This is a genomic window from Streptomyces fildesensis (genome assembly GCF_016107395.1).
Taxonomy (GTDB): Bacteria; Actinomycetota; Actinomycetes; order Streptomycetales; family Streptomycetaceae; genus Actinacidiphila; species Actinacidiphila fildesensis.
In genome coordinates this window covers 345,590-365,107 of record NZ_JAAIKO010000002.1, presented here as the reverse complement: position 1 = coordinate 365,107, position 19,518 = coordinate 345,590, and the positions used below count along the sequence as shown (strand labels likewise).

The window sequence follows — 19,518 nt, the reverse complement described above, 5'->3', positions numbered from 1 at the left end:
CAGATTTGCCTCATGCGGATCAGCCACTGTTCGATATGCTGAACAGCGTCTTCACTTATGAATCTTTGAACCATTCCGGAGCCTACTTGCAGGATCCGGGGCCGAACAAGAGGGGTCAGGACGATGTCTGCTGGCGACGGTGGCGGTTCTCAGGTCAAGTCCGCGGTCCGCACGGTCGAACTGCTGGAATTCTTCGCGGGACGACCCGGAATGCACAGCCTCGCGGCCGTACAGGAATCCGTCGGCTACCCCAAGTCCAGCCTCTACATGCTGCTCCGCACCCTAGTCGAGCTCGGCTGGATCGAAACCGATGCCACCGGAACGCGTTACGGGATCGGTGTCCGGGCGCTGCTCGTCGGCACCTCGTACATCGACGGTGACGAGGTCGTCGCCGCGGCCCGCCCCACCCTCGACCGGCTCTCCGACGACACCAGCGAAACCATCCACCTCGCCCGGCTGGACGGCACCAGCGTCGTCTATCTCGCGACCCGCCAGTCCCAGCACTACCTGCGGCCCTTCACCCGGGTCGGCCGCCGCCTCCCGGCGCACTCCACCTCGCTCGGCAAGGCGCTGCTCGCCACGTACACCGACGAGCAGGTCCGCAAACTGCTCCCCGAGACCCTCGAACCCCTCACCGAGCACACCCACACCGACCGCGAGAAGCTCATCGAGGAACTCGCGGTCATCCGGGAGCAGGGCTTCGCCGTCGACCGCGAGGAGAACACCCTCGGCCTGCGCTGCTTCGGCATCGCCATCCCGTACCGCACCCCGGCCCGCGACGCGGTCAGCTGCTCCGTCCCCGTGGCCCGGCTCACCCCCGCCCACGAACAGATGATCAAGGACACCCTCTTCGACGCCCGGGACCGCCTGACCCTGGCCACCCGCCGGCTGTGACCTTTCGCATCGTCACAGAACGTCGACGACCTGCCCCTCACCTCGTTGCCCCCGCTCCCGGAATGCAAGAATCGACGCGGAGTTGATCACACACGGGGGAACAACGTGGCGAATCGTCCGACGGATTGGCATGTGCTGGACCTGGACCGGGATCCGGTCCCCGGGGACCCGTACGAGGTGAAGGAACTCGCCCGCAAACTGGGCGACTTCGCCGACGACGTGTCCTCGGCGCTGCGCTCGGTGCGCGGGCTGAGCGGCAACAACGCCGTGCAGGACTGGGCCGGGCTGGCGGCGGACGCGTACCGGGAGCAGTTCGGGGATCTGCCGGGCGAGCTGGGCAAGTTGGAGAAGTCCTACCGGCTGGCGTCGGGGGCGCTGGAGACGTACTGGCCGAAGCTGGAGACGGCGCAGGCCGACGCCGACCGGGCGCTGGCGCAGGGTCGTACGGCCCGCCAGGACCTGGACGCGGCCAAGACCACCCAGACGAACGCCAACGACTGGGTGAAGCGGGCGGGCGACAAGTCCAAGGAGTACCAGGCCGATCCGAAGCCGGGCGTGGAACCGCCGTCCGCGGACGAGGTCCGTACCGCCACCCGCAACGCGCTGGACGCCTCGAACGCGCAGAAGTCCGCGAACACCGCCGTCCACGACGCGCAGCAGCGCCTCGACGCGGCAAAGGAGTTGGCCGCGCAGGCCGCCCACTTGCGGGACACCGCCGCCTCGACCGCCGAACACGCCCTGCATGAGGCGTCGGACGCGGGGATCAAGAACAAGCACTGGTGGGAAAAGGCGGTCGACTGGGTCGCCGACCACTGGGACGACATCGTCGCCGTCTGCAAGGTCATCGTCGCGGTCCTCGGCATCATCGTGATGATCATCGGCGGACCGCTGGCCTGGATCGTGCTCGCCGCGGCGCTGGTCGTCCTTGCCGACACGCTCATCAAATACGCGCAAGGCAAAGCATCGCTGTGGGACGTGGCCTTCGCCGCGCTCGACTGCATCCCCATGTTCAAGGGCCTCACCACCGCCGGCGGCCTGCTCAAGATGGCCAAGAACCTGCCCAAGCTGATGAAGGGCATGGGCAGCCACCTCGGGGACGTCGCCGGTGCCCTGCGCAAGGGACTGCCCGCTCTGCGCAAGGACGCGAAGGAACTGAGCGAGCGCGTCTGCGAGAAGGACCCGATAGACGTGGCCTCGGGCGAAATGATCATGCCCCAGACCGATGTCCATCTGCCGGGCGCCCTACCGCTGGTCCTGGAACGGACACATGTGTCGTCCTACCGCGCCGGACGCTGGTTCGGCCCGTCCTGGGCGTCGACCCTGGACCAGCACCTGGAGGTCGACGACCAGGGTGTGGTGTTCCGGACCGCCGACGGCATGAGCCTGTGCTACCCGCGACCCCAGCCCGGCCTGCCGGTACTGCCGGTCGTGGGGACGACCCGGCCGCTGGCCTGGGACGGCACGGCGGGCGGCAGCATGTCCGTCACCGACCCCGCCACCGGGCGCACATCACACTTCGTCCTCGAACAGCCACCCGCCGCGGGCGAGTCGGCCCGCCTTCCACTGGCCGCGATCACCGACCGCAACGGCGTCCGCATCGAGATCACGTACACCGACGACGGTGTCCCCGCCGAAGTACGGCACAGCGGCGGTTACCGGATAGGTATCGAGACCGAGGACCAGCGGATCACCGCGCTGCGCCTCCTCAGCCACGAGGACCGCCCGGTCCTGCAGCGGTTCGGCTATGACACCGCCGGCAACCTCACGCGGATCTACAACTCCTCCCCGACGCCGTTCACGCTCGAATACGACGCGGAACGGCGCATCACCGGCTGGGAGGACCGCAACGGCTTCTGGTACCGCTACACCTACGACACCGAAGGACGCTGCACAGCCACCGCCGGATCGGGCGGCATCCTCGACGCCGTGTTCTCCTACGACGACGAGAACCGGACCACGGTGGTGACCGACTCCCACGGACACAGCAAGACCTACCGCATGGACGAGGCCTACCAGGTCGTGGCCGTGACCGACGAACTCGGTCATACGACGCTCTCCCAGTGGGACCGGCGGGACCGGTTGCTGTCGCGCACCGATCCGCTGGGCCGTACCGTCCGCTACACCTACGACGCGGACGGCAACCTGACCACGGTCCTGCGTCCGGATGGTTCCGCCGCCCGGGCCCGTTACAACGGGATGGGACTGCCCATCGAGGTCGTGGAACCGGGCGGCGCCCGGTGGACGCGCGCCTACGACGAGCGGGGCAACCCCGTCGCCATCGTGGACCCCACCGGCGCCGAGACCCGCTTCACCTACGACGAGCGGGGTCACCGCACCTCGATCACGGGTCCGCTCGGCCACACCCAGCTGGTGGAGAACGACCCCGCCGGGCTGCCCGTCGCGGTGACCGATGCCCTCGGCAGCACCCGGAGGAGCGTGCGCGATCCGTTCGGACGCGTCCTCCGGGTGACCGATCCGCTGGGTCATGGCGCGAGTTACCACTGGACCGCCGAGGGGAGGCTCGCCCGCTACACGGGTGCGGACGGCGCGAGCGAGGTCTGGACCTGGGACGCCGAAGGCAATCTGGTCGAACACACGGACCAGACCGGTCGCACCACCCGCCGGTCGTGGACCGCGTTCGATCTGCCGCGGTCGCGTACCGCTCCGGACGGGACGACCTACGACTTCACCCATGACACCGAGCGGCGGCTGACGGCCGTCACCGATCCGTTGGGCCGCACCTGGACCTATGCCTATGACGCGGCGGGCCGCGTCGTCGCGGAGACCGACTTCAACGGCCGCACCCTGAGCTATGAGCACGACGCCGCCGGCCGTCTCGCGACCAGGATCAACGGTTCGGGCGAGAGCCTCACCTACACCCGCGACACCTTGGGCCGTGCGGTCCGGCAGCAGGCAGGCGACGGAACCGTCACCGCTTTCGCCTACACGCCGGACGGGCAGCTCGCCGGCATGTCCAACGCGGACGCCGACGTCGTCATCGAACGCGACGCCGCCGGAAGGATTCTGGCCGAGACCGTGAACGGCCGCACCATGACGCTCGCGTACGACGGTGCGGGCCGGACCGTCGAGCGGCGCGCACCGTCCGGCGCGGTCTCCCGTTGGGAGTACGACGGGGTGGGCCGTCCGGCCGCCCTCACCGCCCAGGACACCACGATCACCTTCGCCTACGACGGCGCGGGCCGGGAGACCGAACGACACCTGGGCGGCAGCGCGACACTCTCCCAGCAGTGGGACCCGCTGTCCCGGCTGACCGGACAACTGCTCTCGACAGGACCCGAATCGCGTATCGTCCGGCAACGGTCGTACGCCTACCGGGAGGACGGACTGCTCGCCGGAATCACCGACAGCGTGAGCGGCATACGGCGTTTCGACCTGGACGCGGCGGGCCGGATCACCGGCGTGCACGGGCGGGACTGGACCGAGTCGTACGCCTATGACGCGGTGGGCAACCTCACGCTGGCGGACTCACCCGGCGCCGGCGCCGAGGGAGGCGAGCGGACGTTCACCGGCACCCTGCTCCGGCACGCGGGCCGTACGCTCCACGAGCACGACGGCGAGGGCCGGCTGGTACGCAGCACCCGCCGGCTGCTCAACGGCCAGACCCGCACCTGGACGTACACGTGGAACTCCGAGGACCGGCTGGTGGAAGTGGTCACCCCGGACGACACCACGTGGCGTTACCGCTATGACCCGCTCGGCCGGCGTACCGCGAAGGAGCGGCTGGCCGGGGACGGCAGCGTGGCCGGGACAACCCTCTTCACATGGGACGGCACCCGGCTCGCCGAGCAGGTCACCGCGGACGGGACCGCCACCACCTGGGACTACGCTCCGGGCACCCACCGTCCGGTCTCCCAGAGCACCGGCCAGGCCGAGGTCGACCGCCGCTTCTACGCCATCGTCACCGACCTCACCGGCACGCCCACCGAACTCGTCGGTCCTGACGGCGACATCGCCTGGCACCTGCAGACCACCCTCTGGGGCGGCACGGTCCCCGGAGGCGGGAGCACGCAACCGGCGGACTGCCCGCTGCGCTTCCCCGGGCAGTACCTGGACGACGAGACGGGCCTGCACTACAACTTCCAGCGCTACTACGATCCCGCGGCCGCCCGGTTCGCGTCCCCGGACCCGCTGGGCCTGGAAGCCGCGCCGAACCACCACGCCTACGTGCCCAACCCGTTCACCTGGACGGACCCGCTGGGCCTGAAGTGCCTGGACGCCGCCGACCAGGCCCGGCACGACGCGGCACGCTCGACCGCTGTGGACGAGCACGGGAACATGCTGGGCGTCGAGGACGCCACCGGGGTCAGGATCATCGACGCGCAGAAACTCCAGGACGTCCGGGCCGATCTGCACGCGAAGCTCGGGCCCCCCGAGGTCAAAACGACCCCCAAGGGAGACATCGAGTTGTGGCGGCTCTCCGACGATCCGAAGGCCACGGTGACGTACCGGCCCTTCAGCGCCTCCCAGAAGAAGGGCCTGATGGGCGGGCCCACGATCGACTACAACGACGTGGATAAACTCGACATGAAGCGCTTCCACGCCCCCCATCCCTGAGACCGAGGACGATGTTCTCCGCAGAGCAGTACGCGAACGAGCTGGACTATCTCGTCCGATACGCCCACGACGACTGGGTGGGCTTCTCCGTCATCAGTGGGACGGTCGGCGGCCTGCTCGGCCGGGGGGCGACGATGGACCGGCAGCAGGAGCTGGCCCTCCGCATCGTCGGTGACCTGCTGAGCGCGGGTGCGCGAGCGGGGGATCTCACAGCGTCCGACGAGACCCCGTTCGCCGCGTGGGAGGGGAACCCGGCCGAGGTACTGGCCAGGATCGCCGCGGAGGTCCGGGCCATGCCCGGACTTCCCGACTCGGGCGACATCTGCTGGTTCACCGTCATCGACTGAGGTCGGACCCGCGTGGACTCGCCCCAGCCTTCCGTCGCGTCGGTGCGATTCGCGTTCTCCGTCGACGATCTGCCGCCGCCCTCCGGGTTCGACCTCGGGCACATGGCGGTGACGGGGAACCTGGGTTCGTACTCATCGCGCGGCCGTACGCCGGACCAGGCGATGATGATCCACGTTTCCGTCTCCCTGCTTCTCGACGGTCTGCGCTCGCTCGTCGAAGCCGGCCGCGGCGGCCATGCGTTCGGCGCGGCCGACTCGTCCTTCTCGTTGAAGTTCTCCCTGACGAAGGACGGGACGATCACCACCCGGGCCCCCGGGACGCCGGTCGACCGGTCCGACGTACGGGCCGTCGTCACCGCGGTGTGGGCGGCGGCGAAGGAGTTCGCCGACGTTCAGCTGCCCCTCCTGCCGGCGGACGACGCCGGCCGGCAGGATCTCGAGATGTCACTGGCCGGCTTCGCGCCGCTGGTCGCGCGTCCCGGATGACCGGGGCGGGAGCGGGTCAGACGCGGGTGACCTCGCCGCAGTCCTTCTTCGCGTCGTCGAGGGGCCTGCTGCGGTCGTACGGGTCGATCTGGGACGCGGAGGGGCCCGGGGTGGCGGAGGCGTTCTTGTCCGGGCCGATGCTCGGGTGCAGGAAGCCGTCGTAGATGTCGCAGGCCGTGTTGCCGATGTCCTGCCGGTACCCGGACACCCAGAGCCTGCCCGCGGTCACCTGCTCGATCCGGGGGTCGGCGACGTCGAAGTCCAGCACCCGCCGCACGATGGTGCGGGAGACGGCCGTCGAGCCGCCGGCGGCGGTCACCGGATAGACGAAGGTGACGTCGGCGTGCACGGTGACCGAGCCGGAGCTGCCCTCCTTGAAGGTGATCAGGCCGCGCGTCTTGATCACGCTGCCGACCGTCTTCACCTCCGCCGGGTTGAACCGGCTGGCCACCAGCAGCGGGTCGTGCTCCTTGTCGGGCTTGCGGAAGGAGGCGTCCCAGCGCGAGGTGATCTCCGTCTGCAGGGGGTCGACCAGGCCCATCGCGAGCTGCGGGCGCTCCCCGCGCAGCGTCGCCGGGTTGAGGTTCGTGTCGACCAGGAACTCCTTGGTCCTGCTCAGCGCGGACTCCACCTGCTTGCGTGTCATCCGGCCGACCGGCCGGGCCGTGGGCAGCACGATTCCGGCGGCACCGTCCGCGTACTGGGCGGCCGGCGAGCCGCGGAAGGGCTCGGCGAGCGTCGGGGTGTCCGCCAGGGGGTCGACGGACGGGGCGGCGGTGGGCGGCGCCGTCTCCGGGGGGAGGGTGGTCTGGCCGGCGGTGGGCCGGCCGGAGCCGTCCGAGCGGTGGCCCGTGGAATCGGTGGAGTCCGCGGCGTTGCCGAAGTCACCGTGCAGCCAGGCCACCGCGGTGGACGGGTTGAGCACCGCCAGGAGGACCCCGACGGTCAGCAGCACACCCAGCGCTCCGCGCAGCCGCCGCCGGGTCGCCCGGCCTTCTCTGTCCTGCCAGGCGGGGCCGGTGCGCCAGCCGGCGGGCTCGCCCGGCTTCGCCTTCGGTGCGCGCCCCCACCGCTTGTTCTTCTTCTGCTGCTGCTCGGCCAGCTCGGCCTCGCGCCGGAGCCGTTCGGTGACCATCCGGGCGCGTGCCGACGGCTCCTTCGGAGCCTGCGCCCGGATGTCCTGTTCGCTGTCCTGGACGAATTTCTCCCAGACGTCGTCCGGTATGGCGGACTCGTCCCCGGAAGCGGGTGGTTCAGTGGTCACGCTAGGCCCCCCACAGGCTGTTTCAGCACGTGAGGGCAGTTCTACAGGCCGGCCGCGAACCCTACAAGTCGGTTCTGGAGCGCAGGGCGCCGAGGGCCGAGCGGACCGCTTCGAGGTCCGCGTCGGATGCCAGGCCCGCGTGGTAGAGCCGTACCTCGGTGGCGCCGAGGCCCGCCGCGTGGGCCACGTCGGCGGCCAGCGTGCGCGGGCTGCCGCCCATGCCGGCCACGACGGGGAAATTGGCGGCGAGGACGGTGTCCGGGCGCCGGTGGCGCGCGAACGGGCTCAGCACGGCGGCCCGTTCGGCCGCGCCGCCGGCGCAGGGCAGGACCAGGCCGTCGGCGTGCGAGAGCACGTCCTCCGCGTCGACGCCGACGTTCGCGCCCGTCCGGTGCGGGCCGGGGTCGGCGTGCAGCAGGATCTGGAAGCCGGAGCCGGCCCCGGCGCGTACCGCGGACACCATCTCCCGCTGGAAGTGGCGGGCCACCATGGCGCGCCAGCACAGCGTCGCACCGGCCAGGTCCACGCCGAGCAGCTTCTCGACCTCGGCCCACTCGGCCGCGCGGTCGGCGGGCCCCGGCTCCCGCTCGCCGGACCACACCGGCACCAGCGCGGTCCGCACGGCGCTCTGCAGGGTGTCGGGGTCCTGCCCGAGCCCCGCGTAGCCGTCCCGGCAGGTACGGCAGAAGCACAGCGACATCAGGTACTGGGCGGCCCCGCCCAGCGGCACTCCGCCGATCTTGTCGTGCGCGTGCAGATGGCCGACGCCGTACCAGCCGCAGGACTCCAGTTCGGTCCCGTCGGTCCCCGGCCGGACCGCCGCCTCCACCGCGAGATCGACGGCGTAGGCCCGTACTTCCGGCTGGGCGATGCACGGCGCCCACGGGTAGCGGTCGCCGTAGGCGTTGCGCACCGAGGTGCGCGGGAACTCCTCGCCCAGCCGGGAGTTGTGCGCGAGCACCACCCACGAGTGGACGGACAGCCCGGCGGCCGACAGGGCGGCCGCCGCCTCCCCGTAGGCGTCCGTCGCCGGCACCCACGCCTGCGGGTACGGGCGCAGCGAGCGCCCGCTCCAGCGCTTGGGGTCCGGCGGGTAGAGCACCGCCGCGTGCCGGGCCGTGACGATGCGCTGCCGCGGATGGCGGGGGGTCAGGGCACGGGTGGAGTGGTAGGCGGAGGCGAGCGTGACCTGCTGGACGCCGAGGTCGGCGATCCGGCGCGGGGCGTCCGGGTCACCGACGACGTCCCACGGGTAGACGAAGGCGGAGGCTCTCAACTTGGCTCCTCAAGCAGCGGGTCGGCACACGCGTGCCCGATGCTGCCGCACCGGGCGCCCGTTCGTCAGCTGTCGCTCAGCAGCGCCATTCCGCGCTCGATCAATTCGGCAAGCTCCTTGACATGCGCGGGCGACGGTTCGACCAGTGGCGACCGCACCTCGCCGACGTCCAGACCGCGCAACCGGACGCCCGCCTTGACCAGCGATACCGCATAGCCGCGGCCCTGGTTGCGCAGTGAGACCAGCGGCCGGTAGAAGCCGTCGATGAGCCGGTTGACGGTCTTGTCGTCGCCGGAGTTCAGCGCCTTGTGGAAGGCGAGGGCGATCTCGGGCGCGAAGCAGAAGACGGCCGACGAGTACAGCAGCACGCCGATGCCGCGGTAGGCGAGGCCGGTGAGTTCGGCGGTGGGCAGGCCGTTGAAGTAGAGGAAGTCGCGCTCGGGCAGCTCGGTGCGCACGGCGCTGACGATCCGCTGCATCAGGTCGAGGTCGCCGAGCCCGTCCTTGAGGCCGATGATGTTGGGGATCCTGGCCAGTTCGACGACGGTCTCGGATTCGAAGACGGCGTTGTCGCGCTGGTAGACGATGATGTCGAGCCCGGTGCCGGCGGCGAGGCCCGAGTAGTGCCGCAGCAGACCGGCCTGGTCGGGGACGACGAGGTAGGGCGGCATGGCGAGCAGTCCGTCCGCGCCCGCGTCCTCCGCCAGCCGCGCGAACTGCACGGCGAGGGCGGTCCCGTATCCGGCGCCCGCGACCACCGGCACCCGGCCGGCCGACACCTCGACGGCCGCGGCGACACAGGCCCGGAACTCCTCGGGGGTCAGCGCGTGGAACTCGCCGGTGCCGCAGCACGCGAAGACCGCGGCCGCGCCCGCCTCGATGCCTTCGCGCACGTGCGCGCGGAACATGTCGAGATCCAGCTCGCCGTCCGGGCCGTAGGCGGTGACGGGGAAGAACAGCAGGCCGTCGAGGCGCTCGGCAAGTGAGGCTGAGGTCATCGGATCCCCTTGAAGTTCTGTGCGCTCTTCTGGCTGTGCGCTCTTCTGATTCACGTCCATATTCGTGAACGCTGCCACGCTAAGCGAGTTCAGCCGCGCCGGTCAAGCGAACGGGCATGCCTTGACGGTGCCAGAGGCGCTCTTTAGCCTGTCCATAGATATGAATGATGTCCACGGAGGAGAACGATGCCTGCTCCCCGCACCATCCTGCTCACCGGCGCCGCGGGCGGCGTGGGCACCCTGATGCGCGAACTGCTGCCCGCGTACGGCTACGAGCTCCGCCTGCTGGACGTCCGGCCCGTCGAAGGGGCACCGGACGCCGTCACGGCCGATCTCACGGACGCCGGCGCGCTGCGCGAGGCGGTCCGGGGCGTCGACGCGATCATCCACCTCGCGGGCATCTCGCTGGAAGCACCCTTCGACAAGATCCTGCGGTCCAACATCGAAGGGACTTACCACCTCTACGAGGCGGCGCGCGAGGAAGGCGTACGGCGCGTCGTGTTCGCCTCCAGCAACCACGCGGTCGGCTTCACCCCGCGCCCCACCGGAGACGACCCGCTGATCCCCATCGGCACCCCGCACCGCCCGGACACCTTCTACGGGCTGTCCAAGTGCTTCGGCGAGGACCTCGCCTCCCTCTACTGGGACCTGCACGGCCTGGAGACCGTCTCGCTGCGGATCGGCTCGTGCTTCCCGGCGCCGACCTCCGTGCGGATGCTCTCGGTCTGGATGAGCCCGGCCGACTGCGCCCGGCTGCTGCACGCCGCGCTCACCGCCGAGGACGTCCGGCACACCGTCGCCTACGGCAGCTCGGCGAACACCCGCCTCTGGTGGGATCTGACGACGGCCCGCGCACTCGGTTACGAGCCGCAGGACGATTCCGAGCCCTACGCCGCCGCCCTCGTCGCCGAGCAGGGCGAGCTCGACCCGGCCAACCCCGACCACGCCCACCTGGGCGGGCCCTTCTGCACCGATCCGCCCATCTGGCCGTACTGACGGCGGAAGCGGACCGTGCGCCCGGCGCGTTCTCCACGGATGACGCAAGGTAATGGAACCGCAAAGCCGGGTCGATCGTTACCCCGGCATGACCGCAATGACACCCGGCTCGAATGTCCCGCTCTCCGTACCGCGCGTAGCGGTGGACGTCACCGCACCCGTGCGGCTCGACGTATCGGGCCTGCTGCTCACCGCCGACGGCAAGGTGCGCTCGGACGACGACTTCGTCTTCTACAACCAGCCGAACGGCCCGGGCGTGACCCACCGGTCGGGCCGCGGCACCGGACCCGACTCGATCACCGTGGACACCGGCGCCGTGCCCGACGGCATCGAGAAGATCGTCGTGACGGCGAGCCTGGACGCGGCGGGTGCCACCTTCGCCGGCACCGAACCGACGGCCACCGTCCGGGACGCCGACAGCGGCAGCGTCATCGCGACGTTCACCCCGCCCCGGCTGGGCTCGGAGACCGCGCTCGTGGTCGCCGAGGTCTACCGGCGCGGTGGCGCGTGGAAGGTGCGCGCGGTCGGCCAGGGGTACTCCAACGGGCTGTCCGGGATCGCCACCGACTTCGGGGTGAGCGTGGAGGAGCCCGCGACCGCCGCCCCGGCCGCCCCGCAGGCAGCCGCCCCGCAGGCACCCCCGGCTCCCCAGGCACCCGCGGCCCCGCAGGCCCCCCAGGCCCCCCAGGCCCCGCCCGCCGCCCCGCAGGGCTTCGGCCCGCCGCCCGTCATGCCGAGCTCGCCCCCGCCGCAGCCGCCGGCCGCGCCCGCCGCTCCGGCGAAGATCAACCTGGACAAGGGCCGGGTCAGCCTCACGAAGAACCAGTCCGTCTCGCTGGTCAAGGGCGGCAAGCCGCTGATGTCCTCGGTGCGGCTGGGCCTCGGCTGGGAGCCGGCCTTCGGCGGCCGGGCCATCGACCTGGACGCCTCGGTCATCGCGTACGGCCCGACCCGCAACCACATCGAGACCTGCTACTTCGGCCGGCTCAGCATCATCAACGGCGCCATCCAGCACTCCGGCGACAACCTCACCGGCGCGGGCGCGGGGGACGACGAGACGATCACCGTCCACCTCGGCGGCCTGCCGCCCGAGGTCACCGGCCTCGTCTTCACCGTCAACTCCTACTCCGGGCAGAAGTTCAACAAGGTCGCCAAGGCGTACTGCCGGCTCCTGGACGGCGCCACCGGCGAGGAGCTGGTGCGCTTCGACCTGACGAACGGCGAGGCCCGCACCGGGGTCCTGATGTGCAAGATGGTCAAGCAGTTCTCCGGCGAGTGGGAGATGACCGCCCTGGGCGACTTCATCGACTCCCGCAGCGCCAAGGGCATGGTGAAGCCGGCCGCTGCGGCGCTGTAGCGCCACAGCGGCCGGCTGGTCACCTGATCAGCAGCGTCGGCCGGTCAGCAGGTGCGGCCGGTCAGCAGTGCTTCTGCCGACGCCAGGGGCCGGTGATCGCGAGCATGATCCCCGGCTCCTGGATGTTGGCGAACAGCGTGTGTCCGTCGGGCGAGAAGGTCACCCCGGTGAACTCGCTGTACGCCGGCTCCAGGTCGGTGCCGATGTTCAGCTCGTTGCGGGCGATCGGGTAGGTCCGGCCGTCGTCCAGGGCGCCGAAGAGGTGCTGGATGCCTTCGCCGTCCTCGGCGATGACGAGGCCGCCGTAGGGCGAGACGGTGATGTTGTCCGGGCCGTCGAACGGGCCGTCGGCGCCCGGGTCGGGGTTGACGCCGAGCAGCACCTTGAGGGTCAGTGTGCGGCGCTTCGGGTCGTAGAACCAGACCGCGCCGTCGTGCGGCACGGGGCTCTCGTCACGGGCGAAGGACGAGACGATGTAGGTGCCGCCGTCGCCCCACCACATGCCCTCCAGCTTGCGGGCCCGGGTGACCTCACCGGCCGCGAACTGCTTGCGCACCGAGACGGTCTTCGCGTCGCGGTCCGGGACGTCGACCCAGTCCACGCCGTAGACCGTGCCGGTCTTCGTCGCCCGCGATAGGTCGTCGACGAACTTGCCACCGGAGTCGAAGCACTTGAACGCCTGCAGCACGCCAGCGGTGTCGCCGAGCGTGTCCAGGTGGCCGCGGCCGTGGTGGAAGCCGGCCGGCGGCGTCCAGCGGTAGAGCAGCCCGTTCGGGCCGGAGGCGTCCTCGGTGAGGTACAGGTGGCCGCGCTTGGGGTCGACGACGACCGCCTCGTGCGCGTACCGGCCCAGCGCCTTGATCGGCTTCGGGTCGAGGTTGGCCTTGCGGTGGTACGGGTCGACCTCGAAGACGTAGCCGTGGTCCTTGGTCATGCCGTTGGAGCCGGCCTTGTCCTCGGTCTCCTCGCAGGTCAGCCAGGTGCCCCAGGGAGTCGCGCCACCCGCGCAGTTGGTGGAGGTACCGGCGATGCCGACCCACTCGGCCACGTGGTCGCCGTGCTTGGCTACCTCGACGACGGTGCAGCCGCCGGCCGCCGCCGGGTCGTAGACCAGGCCCTCGATGAGCGGCACCGGGTGCGGCCAGTCGGCCCGCTTGCCGCGCAGCTCATGGTTGTTGACGAGCAGCGTCGCACCGCGCACGCCCTCGAAGGTGGCCGTGCCGTCGTGGTTCGACGGGGTGGACTCACCGGTCTCCAGCGTGGTGACGCCGGTGCGGGTGATGACCCGGTACGAGAAGCCCGCCGGCAGCCCGAGCAGGCCCTGCGGGTCCTCGACGATCGGGCCGTAGCCGAGCTCGGGCGCGTGGTGCCCGGCGGCCGCCGCCTTGGCGGCGGTCGTGGCCGGGGTGTCCGCGGCGAGCGCGCCCGGGGCGGTGGCGAGTACGTCGACGGCACCGGCCAGGGCTACACCGGCACCGGTGATCGCCGTGCGCTGAACGAAGTCTCTTCGGGTGAGCGGCACTCTGGGCTCCTTCTGTCGCGGGCTGCGGCGGTTACGCTCCTGCCCCGACAAGAACGCCGTGTGAACTGCGTCCGGCCACAGGCGGGCGACGTACGGATGAGCTCGACAACGTGACCGGACCGGCTTCCTCCGGCCCGGCGGACACCAGGCGCGACGGCGCCCCACCCCCGGTATAGCGGCGCCCGCCCCTCAGGACAACGGCGCCTCGCCGCGCGGTGGCCCAGCGGTCCGCCCCTCGGCGCAACGGCGCCTCGCCGCGCGGAACCGCGGCGCTCCGCCCCTCGGTACAACGGCGCTGCTCGGTCCAACGGGCGCCGCACCACCTGGTGCGGCGCCCGTGCGGCATCTGCCGTCTCAGCCACTCGCCTTGGAGCGGGCCTTGAACGCGGCCTTGCGGGCGGTCTTGGCGACCGCCTTGTCGGGGTGCAGCCGTCCCATCGCCTCCAGGACGTCCGACGTGGCCGGGTGGTCGACGCGCCACACCGCGTCGAAGAAGCCGTCGTGCTGGGCGACGAGGCCGGTCACGAGTTCGGCGAGCAGCTCGGGGCCGTGGTCCGAGTCGAGCTGCGCGGCCAGGGTGTCGACGGTCAGCCAGAACACCATCGCCTCGTCCGGCGCCGGCACGTCCTGCGCTCCGCGCTCGGTGAGCCACACCCGGGCCAGCCCGCCGAGCCGGCGGTCGTCGAGCACCTCGCGCAGCGCGGGTTCGGCGTCCGGGCCGAGCAGGCCGAGGGTCTGCTGGCACATCAGCCGGCGGCCGGGCGCGCCCAGGTCGTCGCCGGTGGACGCGATGAGCAGCTCGCGCGCCGCTTCGTCGGGCTTGCGGCCGTCGAGCCACAGTTCGGCCTCGGCGCGGGCCGCCTGGTCCGGGTAGTCGGTCATCGCGTCCAGGAGCACGGCCGCGGTCCGGTCGGCGAGGTCGCCGGTGGCGGGGGCGTGGGCGCCCGCGTCGAGCAGCCGGGCGCGGACGCCGAACACCCCGAGCGGGGTGAGCCGGACCAGGCCGTAGCGGGAGATCTCCTCCGGGTCGAGTTCGGCCGGCAGGGCCTCGTCGCCCGCGCTCCCGTCCTCGTCGGTCTCCTCGATGAGCGCGTCGTCGACCGGCCGGTACTCGATCAGGCCGGTGGGGGCGAGCAGCCGGAAGTGGTCGTCCAGCCGCATCATGACCTCGGTGACCTCCTCGAGGACGGCGTCCGTCGGCTCGTCCATGTCCTCGGGGACGACGAGCGAGGCCGCCAGGACGGGCAGCGGCACGGACTCGTACCCGGCCTCCTCCATCGCGCTGTACGCGTACAGGTTGGCGAGCGCCGTGTCGAGGAACTCGGCCTCCTCCTCCGGGTCCCAGTCCAGCGCGTCGAGGTCCAGGACCCCGTCGTCGTCCTGGTCGCCGCCGATGGCGGCGCGCAGCCCCTCGAAGTCCGGAGAGGCGGCCTCGGCGAGGGCGGCCTCCGCGGTGGCGAGCCAGACCTCCAGGACGTCCTGCGGCTCACCGGCGGTCAGTTGCGAGAGCGCCTCGCCGGGCAGTGCGGTGCCCGCGGGGTCGCCGGGCTCCGTGGCCTCGCCTGCGGCCTCGTCGATCTCCAGCTCGACCATGCCGGTGTCGAGGGCGATGCCCCAGGCCTGCGAGGTCTCGGCCAGGCCGTCCTGGTCGGCGGTGAGGCCGAGTTCGGCCGCCGCGCGCAGCCGGTCGTCCTCCGTCAGCTCGCCCATGACGTCGACCCGGGTGTCGGGACCGGCCCAGCGGGCCAGCCGGACCGCACGCTCGAGCAGCGGTACGGCGAGCGCGAGCCGAGCCAGCTCGTCCTCGGGAAGCAGCCGCACCGGCGGCAGGGCGAGGCGGTCAGCGGCCATGGCGGGGTTCTCCTCAACAGCGGTGGGGGGTGACAGCGCCGCGCCGGTGGGGCAGCGCGAACCCAGCCTAGACGCGTCGGCACGCGGCACGTCCGGTTCACCTTCCGGTCAAGGTTCGTTCCCTTTTCGTCCGTTGTCCGGCTCTTGACAACACACATGCCGTACAAGGAAATTGACGCGCGTAGAACTTGTACCGGAGACCGTTGATCGCACATCAGTGACGCGCTCGCCCGTATCCCTCACGGAGGCCACGTTGACCACCCCTCGCTCCATCGGCGCCATAGCCACCGCCGCGCTCGCGGCCGGACTGCTGGCCATGCCGCAGTCCGCGACCGCGAACACGACCGCCGCCGACGGCGTGCGCATTCACGACCTCCAGGGCGCCACCCGGCTGTCCCCGCTGTCCGGCCAGGCCGTGACCGCGGTGCCCGGCATCGTCACCGGTGTCCGCGCCTACGGCTCCTCCAAGGGCTTCTGGATGCAGGACCCGACACCGGACGCGGACCCGGCGACCAGCGAAGGCGTCTTCGTCTTCACCAGCTCCAACCCCACGGTGGCGGTCGGTGACTCGGTGACGGTCTCCGGCACGGTCAGCGAGTACTACCCGGGCGGCAAGACCATCGGCGACCAGTCCGTCACCGAGATCACCAAGCCGGTGGTGACCGTCGTCTCCTCCGGCAACGCGCTGCCCGCCCCGGTGGTGCTGAACAGCGCCGCCGTCCCCGCCGCGTACGCCCCGACCGGCGACGCGGCGGCCGCCAACAGCATCGAGGCGCTGCCGCTGCGGCCCGCGACGTACGCACTGGACCTGTACGAATCCCTGGAAGGGATGAACGTCCAGGTCGCCGACACCCGCGTGGTCGGCGCCACCGACCCGTACTCCGAGCTGTGGGTGACGGTCAGACCCAAGGAGAACCCGACCCCGCGCGGCGGCACCGTCTACGGCGCCTACGCGAACCAGAACTCCGGCCGGCTGCAGATCCAGTCCCTGATCCCGACCGCCCAGCAGCCCTTCCCGACCGCGAACGTCGGCGATGTGCTCACCGGCACCACCGAGGGCCCGCTGGACTTCAACCAGTTCGGCGGCTACACCCTCACCGCGCGCACCATCGGCACGGTCACCTCCGGCGGTCTGCAGCCGGAGACGACGCGCAAGCAGAAGAAGGACGAGCTGGCGGTCGCGACGTACAACGTCGAGAACCTGGACCCGTCCGACCCGCAGACCAAGTTCGACCGGCTCGCCGTCGGCGTCGTCACGCACCTCGCCTCACCCGACATCGTCGCCCTGGAGGAGATCCAGGACAACAACGGCGCCGTCAACGACGGTACGGTCGCCGCCGACCAAACGGTGAACAAGTTCATCGACGCGATCGTCGCCGCCGGCGGCCCGCGCTACCAGTGGCGCTCCATCGACCCGACGAACGGGACCGACGGCGGCGAGCCCGGCGGCAACATCCGCCAGGCGTTCCTCTACAACCCGGCGCGGGTCTCCTTCACCGACCGCCCCGGTGGCAACGCCACCACCCCCGTCTGGGTCTCCAGCATCCACGGCAAGGCCGCGCTCAGCGTCTCCCCCGGCCGGATCGCCCCCGGCGACAGCGCCTGGGCCGACAGCCGCAAGCCGCTCGCCGGTGAGTTCACCTTCCGCGGCAAGCCCGTCATCGTCATCGCCAACCACTTCGCCTCCAAGGGCGGCGACAGCCCGCTGACCAGCCGCACCCAGCCGGTGGTGCGCAGCTCCGAGACGAAGCGCCTGCAGCAGTCCGTCCAGGTCAACACCTTCGTACGGCAGATCCAGGCGGTCCAGAAGGACGCCCGGGTCGTCGTCCTCGGCGACATCAACGACTACGAGTTCTCCGCCGCCGGCCTGCGCCTCACCGAGGGCCGCGCGCTCAAGGACCTCGTCCTGACGCTGCGTCCCAGCGAGCGCTACTCGTACGTCTTCCAGGGCAACTCGCAGGTGCTGGACCACATCCTCGTCAGCCCCTCCCTCGGCTCGCCCGACTACGACGTCGTCCACATCAACTCCGAGTTCGCCGACCAGGCGAGCGACCACGACCCGCAGGTCGTCCGCGTCCGCCCGTAACGGCATGCGCCGGTAGCGGTATGAGCTCCGTTGCGGCATGAGGTCCGTAGCAGCGTGAGGTCCGGGGCGCCCGCCGGTTTCGGCGGGCGCCCCGCGCCCTCCTCGTCGAGGAGGGCTCCGGTAGCGTGTGGGTTCCTCGGTGGAACTCACAGGGGGCGTTGGAGATGCGGGAGATCACGTCGGCGGCGGAACTGCGGGAGCTGCTCGGGGAGCCGTCGCGGCGGGACGCGACGAAGGAGCGGCCGAGTCTGCACGAGCACGACAAGGCGTGGCTGGCCGCCTCGCCCTTCTGCCTGGTCGCCACCTCGGACGCGGACGGCAACTGCGATGTCTCCCCCAAGGGCGACCCCGCCGGGTTCACGCTGGTCCTCGACGACACCACGATCGCCCTCCCGGAGCGGTCGGGGAACCGCAGGGCCGACGGCTTCCACAACATCCTGGCCAACCCGCACGTCGGCCTGGTCTATCTGATCCCGGGACGCGGCGACACGCTCCGCATCAACGGCCGCGCCCGGCTGGTCCGTGACGCCGCGTTCTTCGACGACATGATCGTGAAGGGCCACCGCCCGCAGTTCGCGCTCGTCGTCGACATCGAGGAGGTCTTCCACCACTGCTCGAAGTCGCTGCTGCGCTCCGCGCTCTGGAAGCACGAGGCCTGGAACCCGGACGCGGCGCCGTCCCGGGCCCGGATCGCGAAGAGCCTGGAACGCAAGGACGAGGAGCTGGCGGACCTGGAGGCCTACTACGGCCCCCGCTACGCCGACAACATCTACCGCTGATACCGCATGCGGAACGGCCGGCCCCCGGTGGTGAAGGGGCCGGCCGTCGCGCTGTCCGCTGTTCCGGTGCGTCAGTTGTGGCTGTGCAGCAGCTCGTTGAGGCCGCCCCACGAGCCGGTGCGCTGCAGGACCTCGACCGTGCCGGTGGTGGAGTTGCGGCGGAAGAGGATGTTGTCGGCTCCGGAGAGCTCCAGGGCCTTGACGATCCGGCCGTCCGGGAGCGTCACGCGGGTGCCGGCGGTGACGTACAGGCCGGCCTCGACGATGCAGTCGTCACCGAGCGCGATGCCGATGCCGGACTCGGCGCCGAGCAGGCAGCGCTCGCCGATGGAGACGACCTCCTTGCCGCCGCCGGAGAGGGTGCCCATGATCGACGCGCCGCCGCCGATGTCGGAACCGTTGCCGATGACGACGCCCTGCGAGATCCGGCCCTCGACCATGGAGGTGCCGAGCGTTCCGGCGTTGAAGTTGCAGAAGCCCTCGTGCATGACGGTGGTGCCCGCGGCGAGGTGGGCGCCGAGGCGGACACGGTCGGCGTCGGCGATACGGACGCCGGCGGGGGTGACGTAGTCCGTCATACGCGGGAACTTGTCGACGCCGTAGACGGAGAGGTGCAGGCCCTCACCGCGGGCGGCGAGGCGCGCGGCCTCGATCCCGGCGATCGGTACCGGGCCGATGGAGGTCCAGGCGACATTGGCGAGCAGCCCGAACAGGCCTTCCAGGTTCTGCCCGTTGGGGCGCACCAGACGGTGGCTGAGCAGGTGCAGGCGCAGGTAGGCGTCGTGCGCGTCGAGCGGCTTGTCGTCGGTCGAGGCGATGACGGTACGTACGGCGACGACCTCCACCCCGCGGCGCGGGTCCGGCCCGAGCGCCTTCGGCGCGGCGGCGCCCAGCAGCTCGGCGGCGCGCTCGGCGGTCAGCCGCTCGGTGCCGGCCGGACCGGGGTCGGCGACGAGCTCGGGGGCGGGGTACCAGGTGTCCAGGACCGTGCCGTCATCGGCGATGGTGGCAAGGCCGGCGGCAACGGCGCCGGTGGAGCGGTTAACGGTCGAAGCGGTCGTGTCAGTCATGCCTCGCACGCTAGCCG

At 71.3% G+C, this 19,518-nt stretch carries 14 protein-coding genes; 8 read left to right on the top strand and 6 right to left on the bottom strand.

Annotation, left to right across the window (positions count from 1 at the left end):
- The first annotated feature begins 123 nt into the window (after positions 1–123).
- The 4 genes from C6N31_RS05395 (at position 124) to C6N31_RS05380 (ending at position 6,302) form a co-directional block, all read left to right on the top strand.
- A complete protein-coding gene (locus tag C6N31_RS05395) occupies positions 124–894 on the top strand; it encodes an IclR family transcriptional regulator (RefSeq protein WP_138355030.1) in 771 nt (256 codons plus the stop codon).
- 105 nt (positions 895–999) lie between these two features.
- Positions 1,000–5,469, top strand: a complete 4,470-nt coding sequence (locus C6N31_RS43585) for an RHS repeat-associated core domain-containing protein (RefSeq protein WP_138355031.1) — start codon at positions 1,000–1,002, stop codon at positions 5,467–5,469.
- Between the two features lie 11 nt (positions 5,470–5,480).
- Positions 5,481–5,816, top strand: a complete 336-nt coding sequence (locus C6N31_RS05385; protein ID WP_138355032.1) for a hypothetical protein — start codon at positions 5,481–5,483, stop codon at positions 5,814–5,816.
- Between the two features lie 42 nt (positions 5,817–5,858).
- Positions 5,859–6,302, top strand: a complete 444-nt coding sequence (locus tag C6N31_RS05380) for a hypothetical protein (protein WP_138355033.1) — start codon at positions 5,859–5,861, stop codon at positions 6,300–6,302.
- A gap of 16 nt (positions 6,303–6,318) precedes the next feature.
- Here the strand turns inward: C6N31_RS05380 and C6N31_RS05375 are convergent, their stop codons facing one another.
- The 3 genes from C6N31_RS05375 to C6N31_RS05365 all read right to left on the bottom strand — a co-directional run bounded on the left by C6N31_RS05375 (position 6,319) and on the right by C6N31_RS05365 (position 9,840).
- Complete coding sequence (locus tag C6N31_RS05375; protein ID WP_198357179.1) at positions 6,319–7,566, bottom strand: hypothetical protein; 1,248 nt, start codon at positions 7,564–7,566, stop codon at positions 6,319–6,321.
- 61 nt (positions 7,567–7,627) lie between these two features.
- A complete protein-coding gene (locus tag C6N31_RS05370) occupies positions 7,628–8,842 on the bottom strand; it encodes a hypothetical protein (protein WP_138359547.1) in 1,215 nt (404 codons plus the stop codon).
- A 65-nt stretch (positions 8,843–8,907) separates the two neighbouring features.
- Complete coding sequence (locus C6N31_RS05365; protein ID WP_138359545.1) at positions 8,908–9,840, bottom strand: 5-dehydro-4-deoxyglucarate dehydratase; 933 nt, start codon at positions 9,838–9,840, stop codon at positions 8,908–8,910.
- Between the two features lie 186 nt (positions 9,841–10,026).
- On the opposite strand from C6N31_RS05365, the gene C6N31_RS05360 reads away from it, so the two are divergent.
- Entirely contained in the window at positions 10,027–10,836 is an 810-nt protein-coding gene (locus tag C6N31_RS05360; RefSeq protein WP_198357178.1) for an NAD-dependent epimerase/dehydratase family protein, read from the top strand.
- 97 nt (positions 10,837–10,933) lie between these two features.
- Positions 10,934–12,193 carry a TerD family protein gene (locus C6N31_RS05355; RefSeq protein ID WP_198357200.1) on the top strand — a complete coding sequence of 420 codons (1,260 nt, stop codon included), beginning with the start codon at positions 10,934–10,936 and terminating at the stop codon, positions 12,191–12,193.
- 61 nt (positions 12,194–12,254) lie between these two features.
- On the opposite strand, the gene C6N31_RS05350 is transcribed toward C6N31_RS05355, so the two are convergent.
- Both C6N31_RS05350 and C6N31_RS05345 read right to left on the bottom strand, forming a co-directional pair.
- Positions 12,255–13,715 (bottom strand): alkaline phosphatase PhoX, encoded by a 1,461-nt coding sequence (locus C6N31_RS05350; RefSeq protein ID WP_138356362.1) that lies wholly within the window; start codon positions 13,713–13,715, stop codon positions 12,255–12,257.
- 354 nt (positions 13,716–14,069) lie between these two features.
- Positions 14,070–15,566, bottom strand: a complete 1,497-nt coding sequence (locus tag C6N31_RS05345) for a hypothetical protein (RefSeq protein WP_138356361.1) — start codon at positions 15,564–15,566, stop codon at positions 14,070–14,072.
- Positions 15,567–15,819: 253 nt separating this feature from the next.
- Here C6N31_RS05345 and C6N31_RS05340 point away from each other — a divergent pair, with 253 nt between their 5' ends.
- Both C6N31_RS05340 and C6N31_RS05335 read left to right on the top strand, forming a co-directional pair.
- Positions 15,820–17,652: a DUF8508 domain-containing protein gene (locus C6N31_RS05340; protein WP_306664945.1), complete on the top strand. Its 1,833-nt coding sequence runs from the start codon at positions 15,820–15,822 to the stop codon at positions 17,650–17,652.
- A gap of 164 nt (positions 17,653–17,816) precedes the next feature.
- Positions 17,817–18,431, top strand: a complete 615-nt coding sequence (locus tag C6N31_RS05335) for a pyridoxamine 5'-phosphate oxidase family protein (RefSeq protein ID WP_138356360.1) — start codon at positions 17,817–17,819, stop codon at positions 18,429–18,431.
- 71 nt (positions 18,432–18,502) lie between these two features.
- On the opposite strand, the gene dapD is transcribed toward C6N31_RS05335, so the two are convergent.
- The gene (gene dapD / locus C6N31_RS05330; protein WP_138356359.1) at positions 18,503–19,501 is read right to left on the bottom strand and encodes a 2,3,4,5-tetrahydropyridine-2,6-dicarboxylate N-succinyltransferase; all 999 of its coding nucleotides are present in this window, start codon (positions 19,499–19,501) and stop codon (positions 18,503–18,505) included.
- Positions 19,502–19,518 lie beyond the last annotated feature (17 nt).

Bases quoted from the DNA above. Each gene is read 5' to 3' on its own strand.
- C6N31_RS05395 (WP_138355030.1), top strand. From the start codon at position 124: ATGTCTGCTGGCGACGGTGGCGGTTCTCAGGTCAAGTCCGCGGTCCGC.
- C6N31_RS05385 (WP_138355032.1), top strand. From the start codon at position 5,481: ATGTTCTCCGCAGAGCAGTACGCGAACGAGCTGGACTATCTCGTCCGA.
- C6N31_RS05365 (WP_138359545.1), bottom strand. From the start codon at position 9,840: ATGACCTCAGCCTCACTTGCCGAGCGCCTCGACGGCCTGCTGTTCTTC.
- C6N31_RS05360 (WP_198357178.1), top strand. From the start codon at position 10,027: ATGCCTGCTCCCCGCACCATCCTGCTCACCGGCGCCGCGGGCGGCGTG.
- C6N31_RS05355 (WP_198357200.1), top strand. From the start codon at position 10,934: ATGACACCCGGCTCGAATGTCCCGCTCTCCGTACCGCGCGTAGCGGTG.
- C6N31_RS05345 (WP_138356361.1), bottom strand. From the start codon at position 15,566: ATGGCCGCTGACCGCCTCGCCCTGCCGCCGGTGCGGCTGCTTCCCGAG.
- C6N31_RS05335 (WP_138356360.1), top strand. From the start codon at position 17,817: ATGCGGGAGATCACGTCGGCGGCGGAACTGCGGGAGCTGCTCGGGGAG.
- dapD (WP_138356359.1), bottom strand. From the start codon at position 19,501: ATGACTGACACGACCGCTTCGACCGTTAACCGCTCCACCGGCGCCGTT.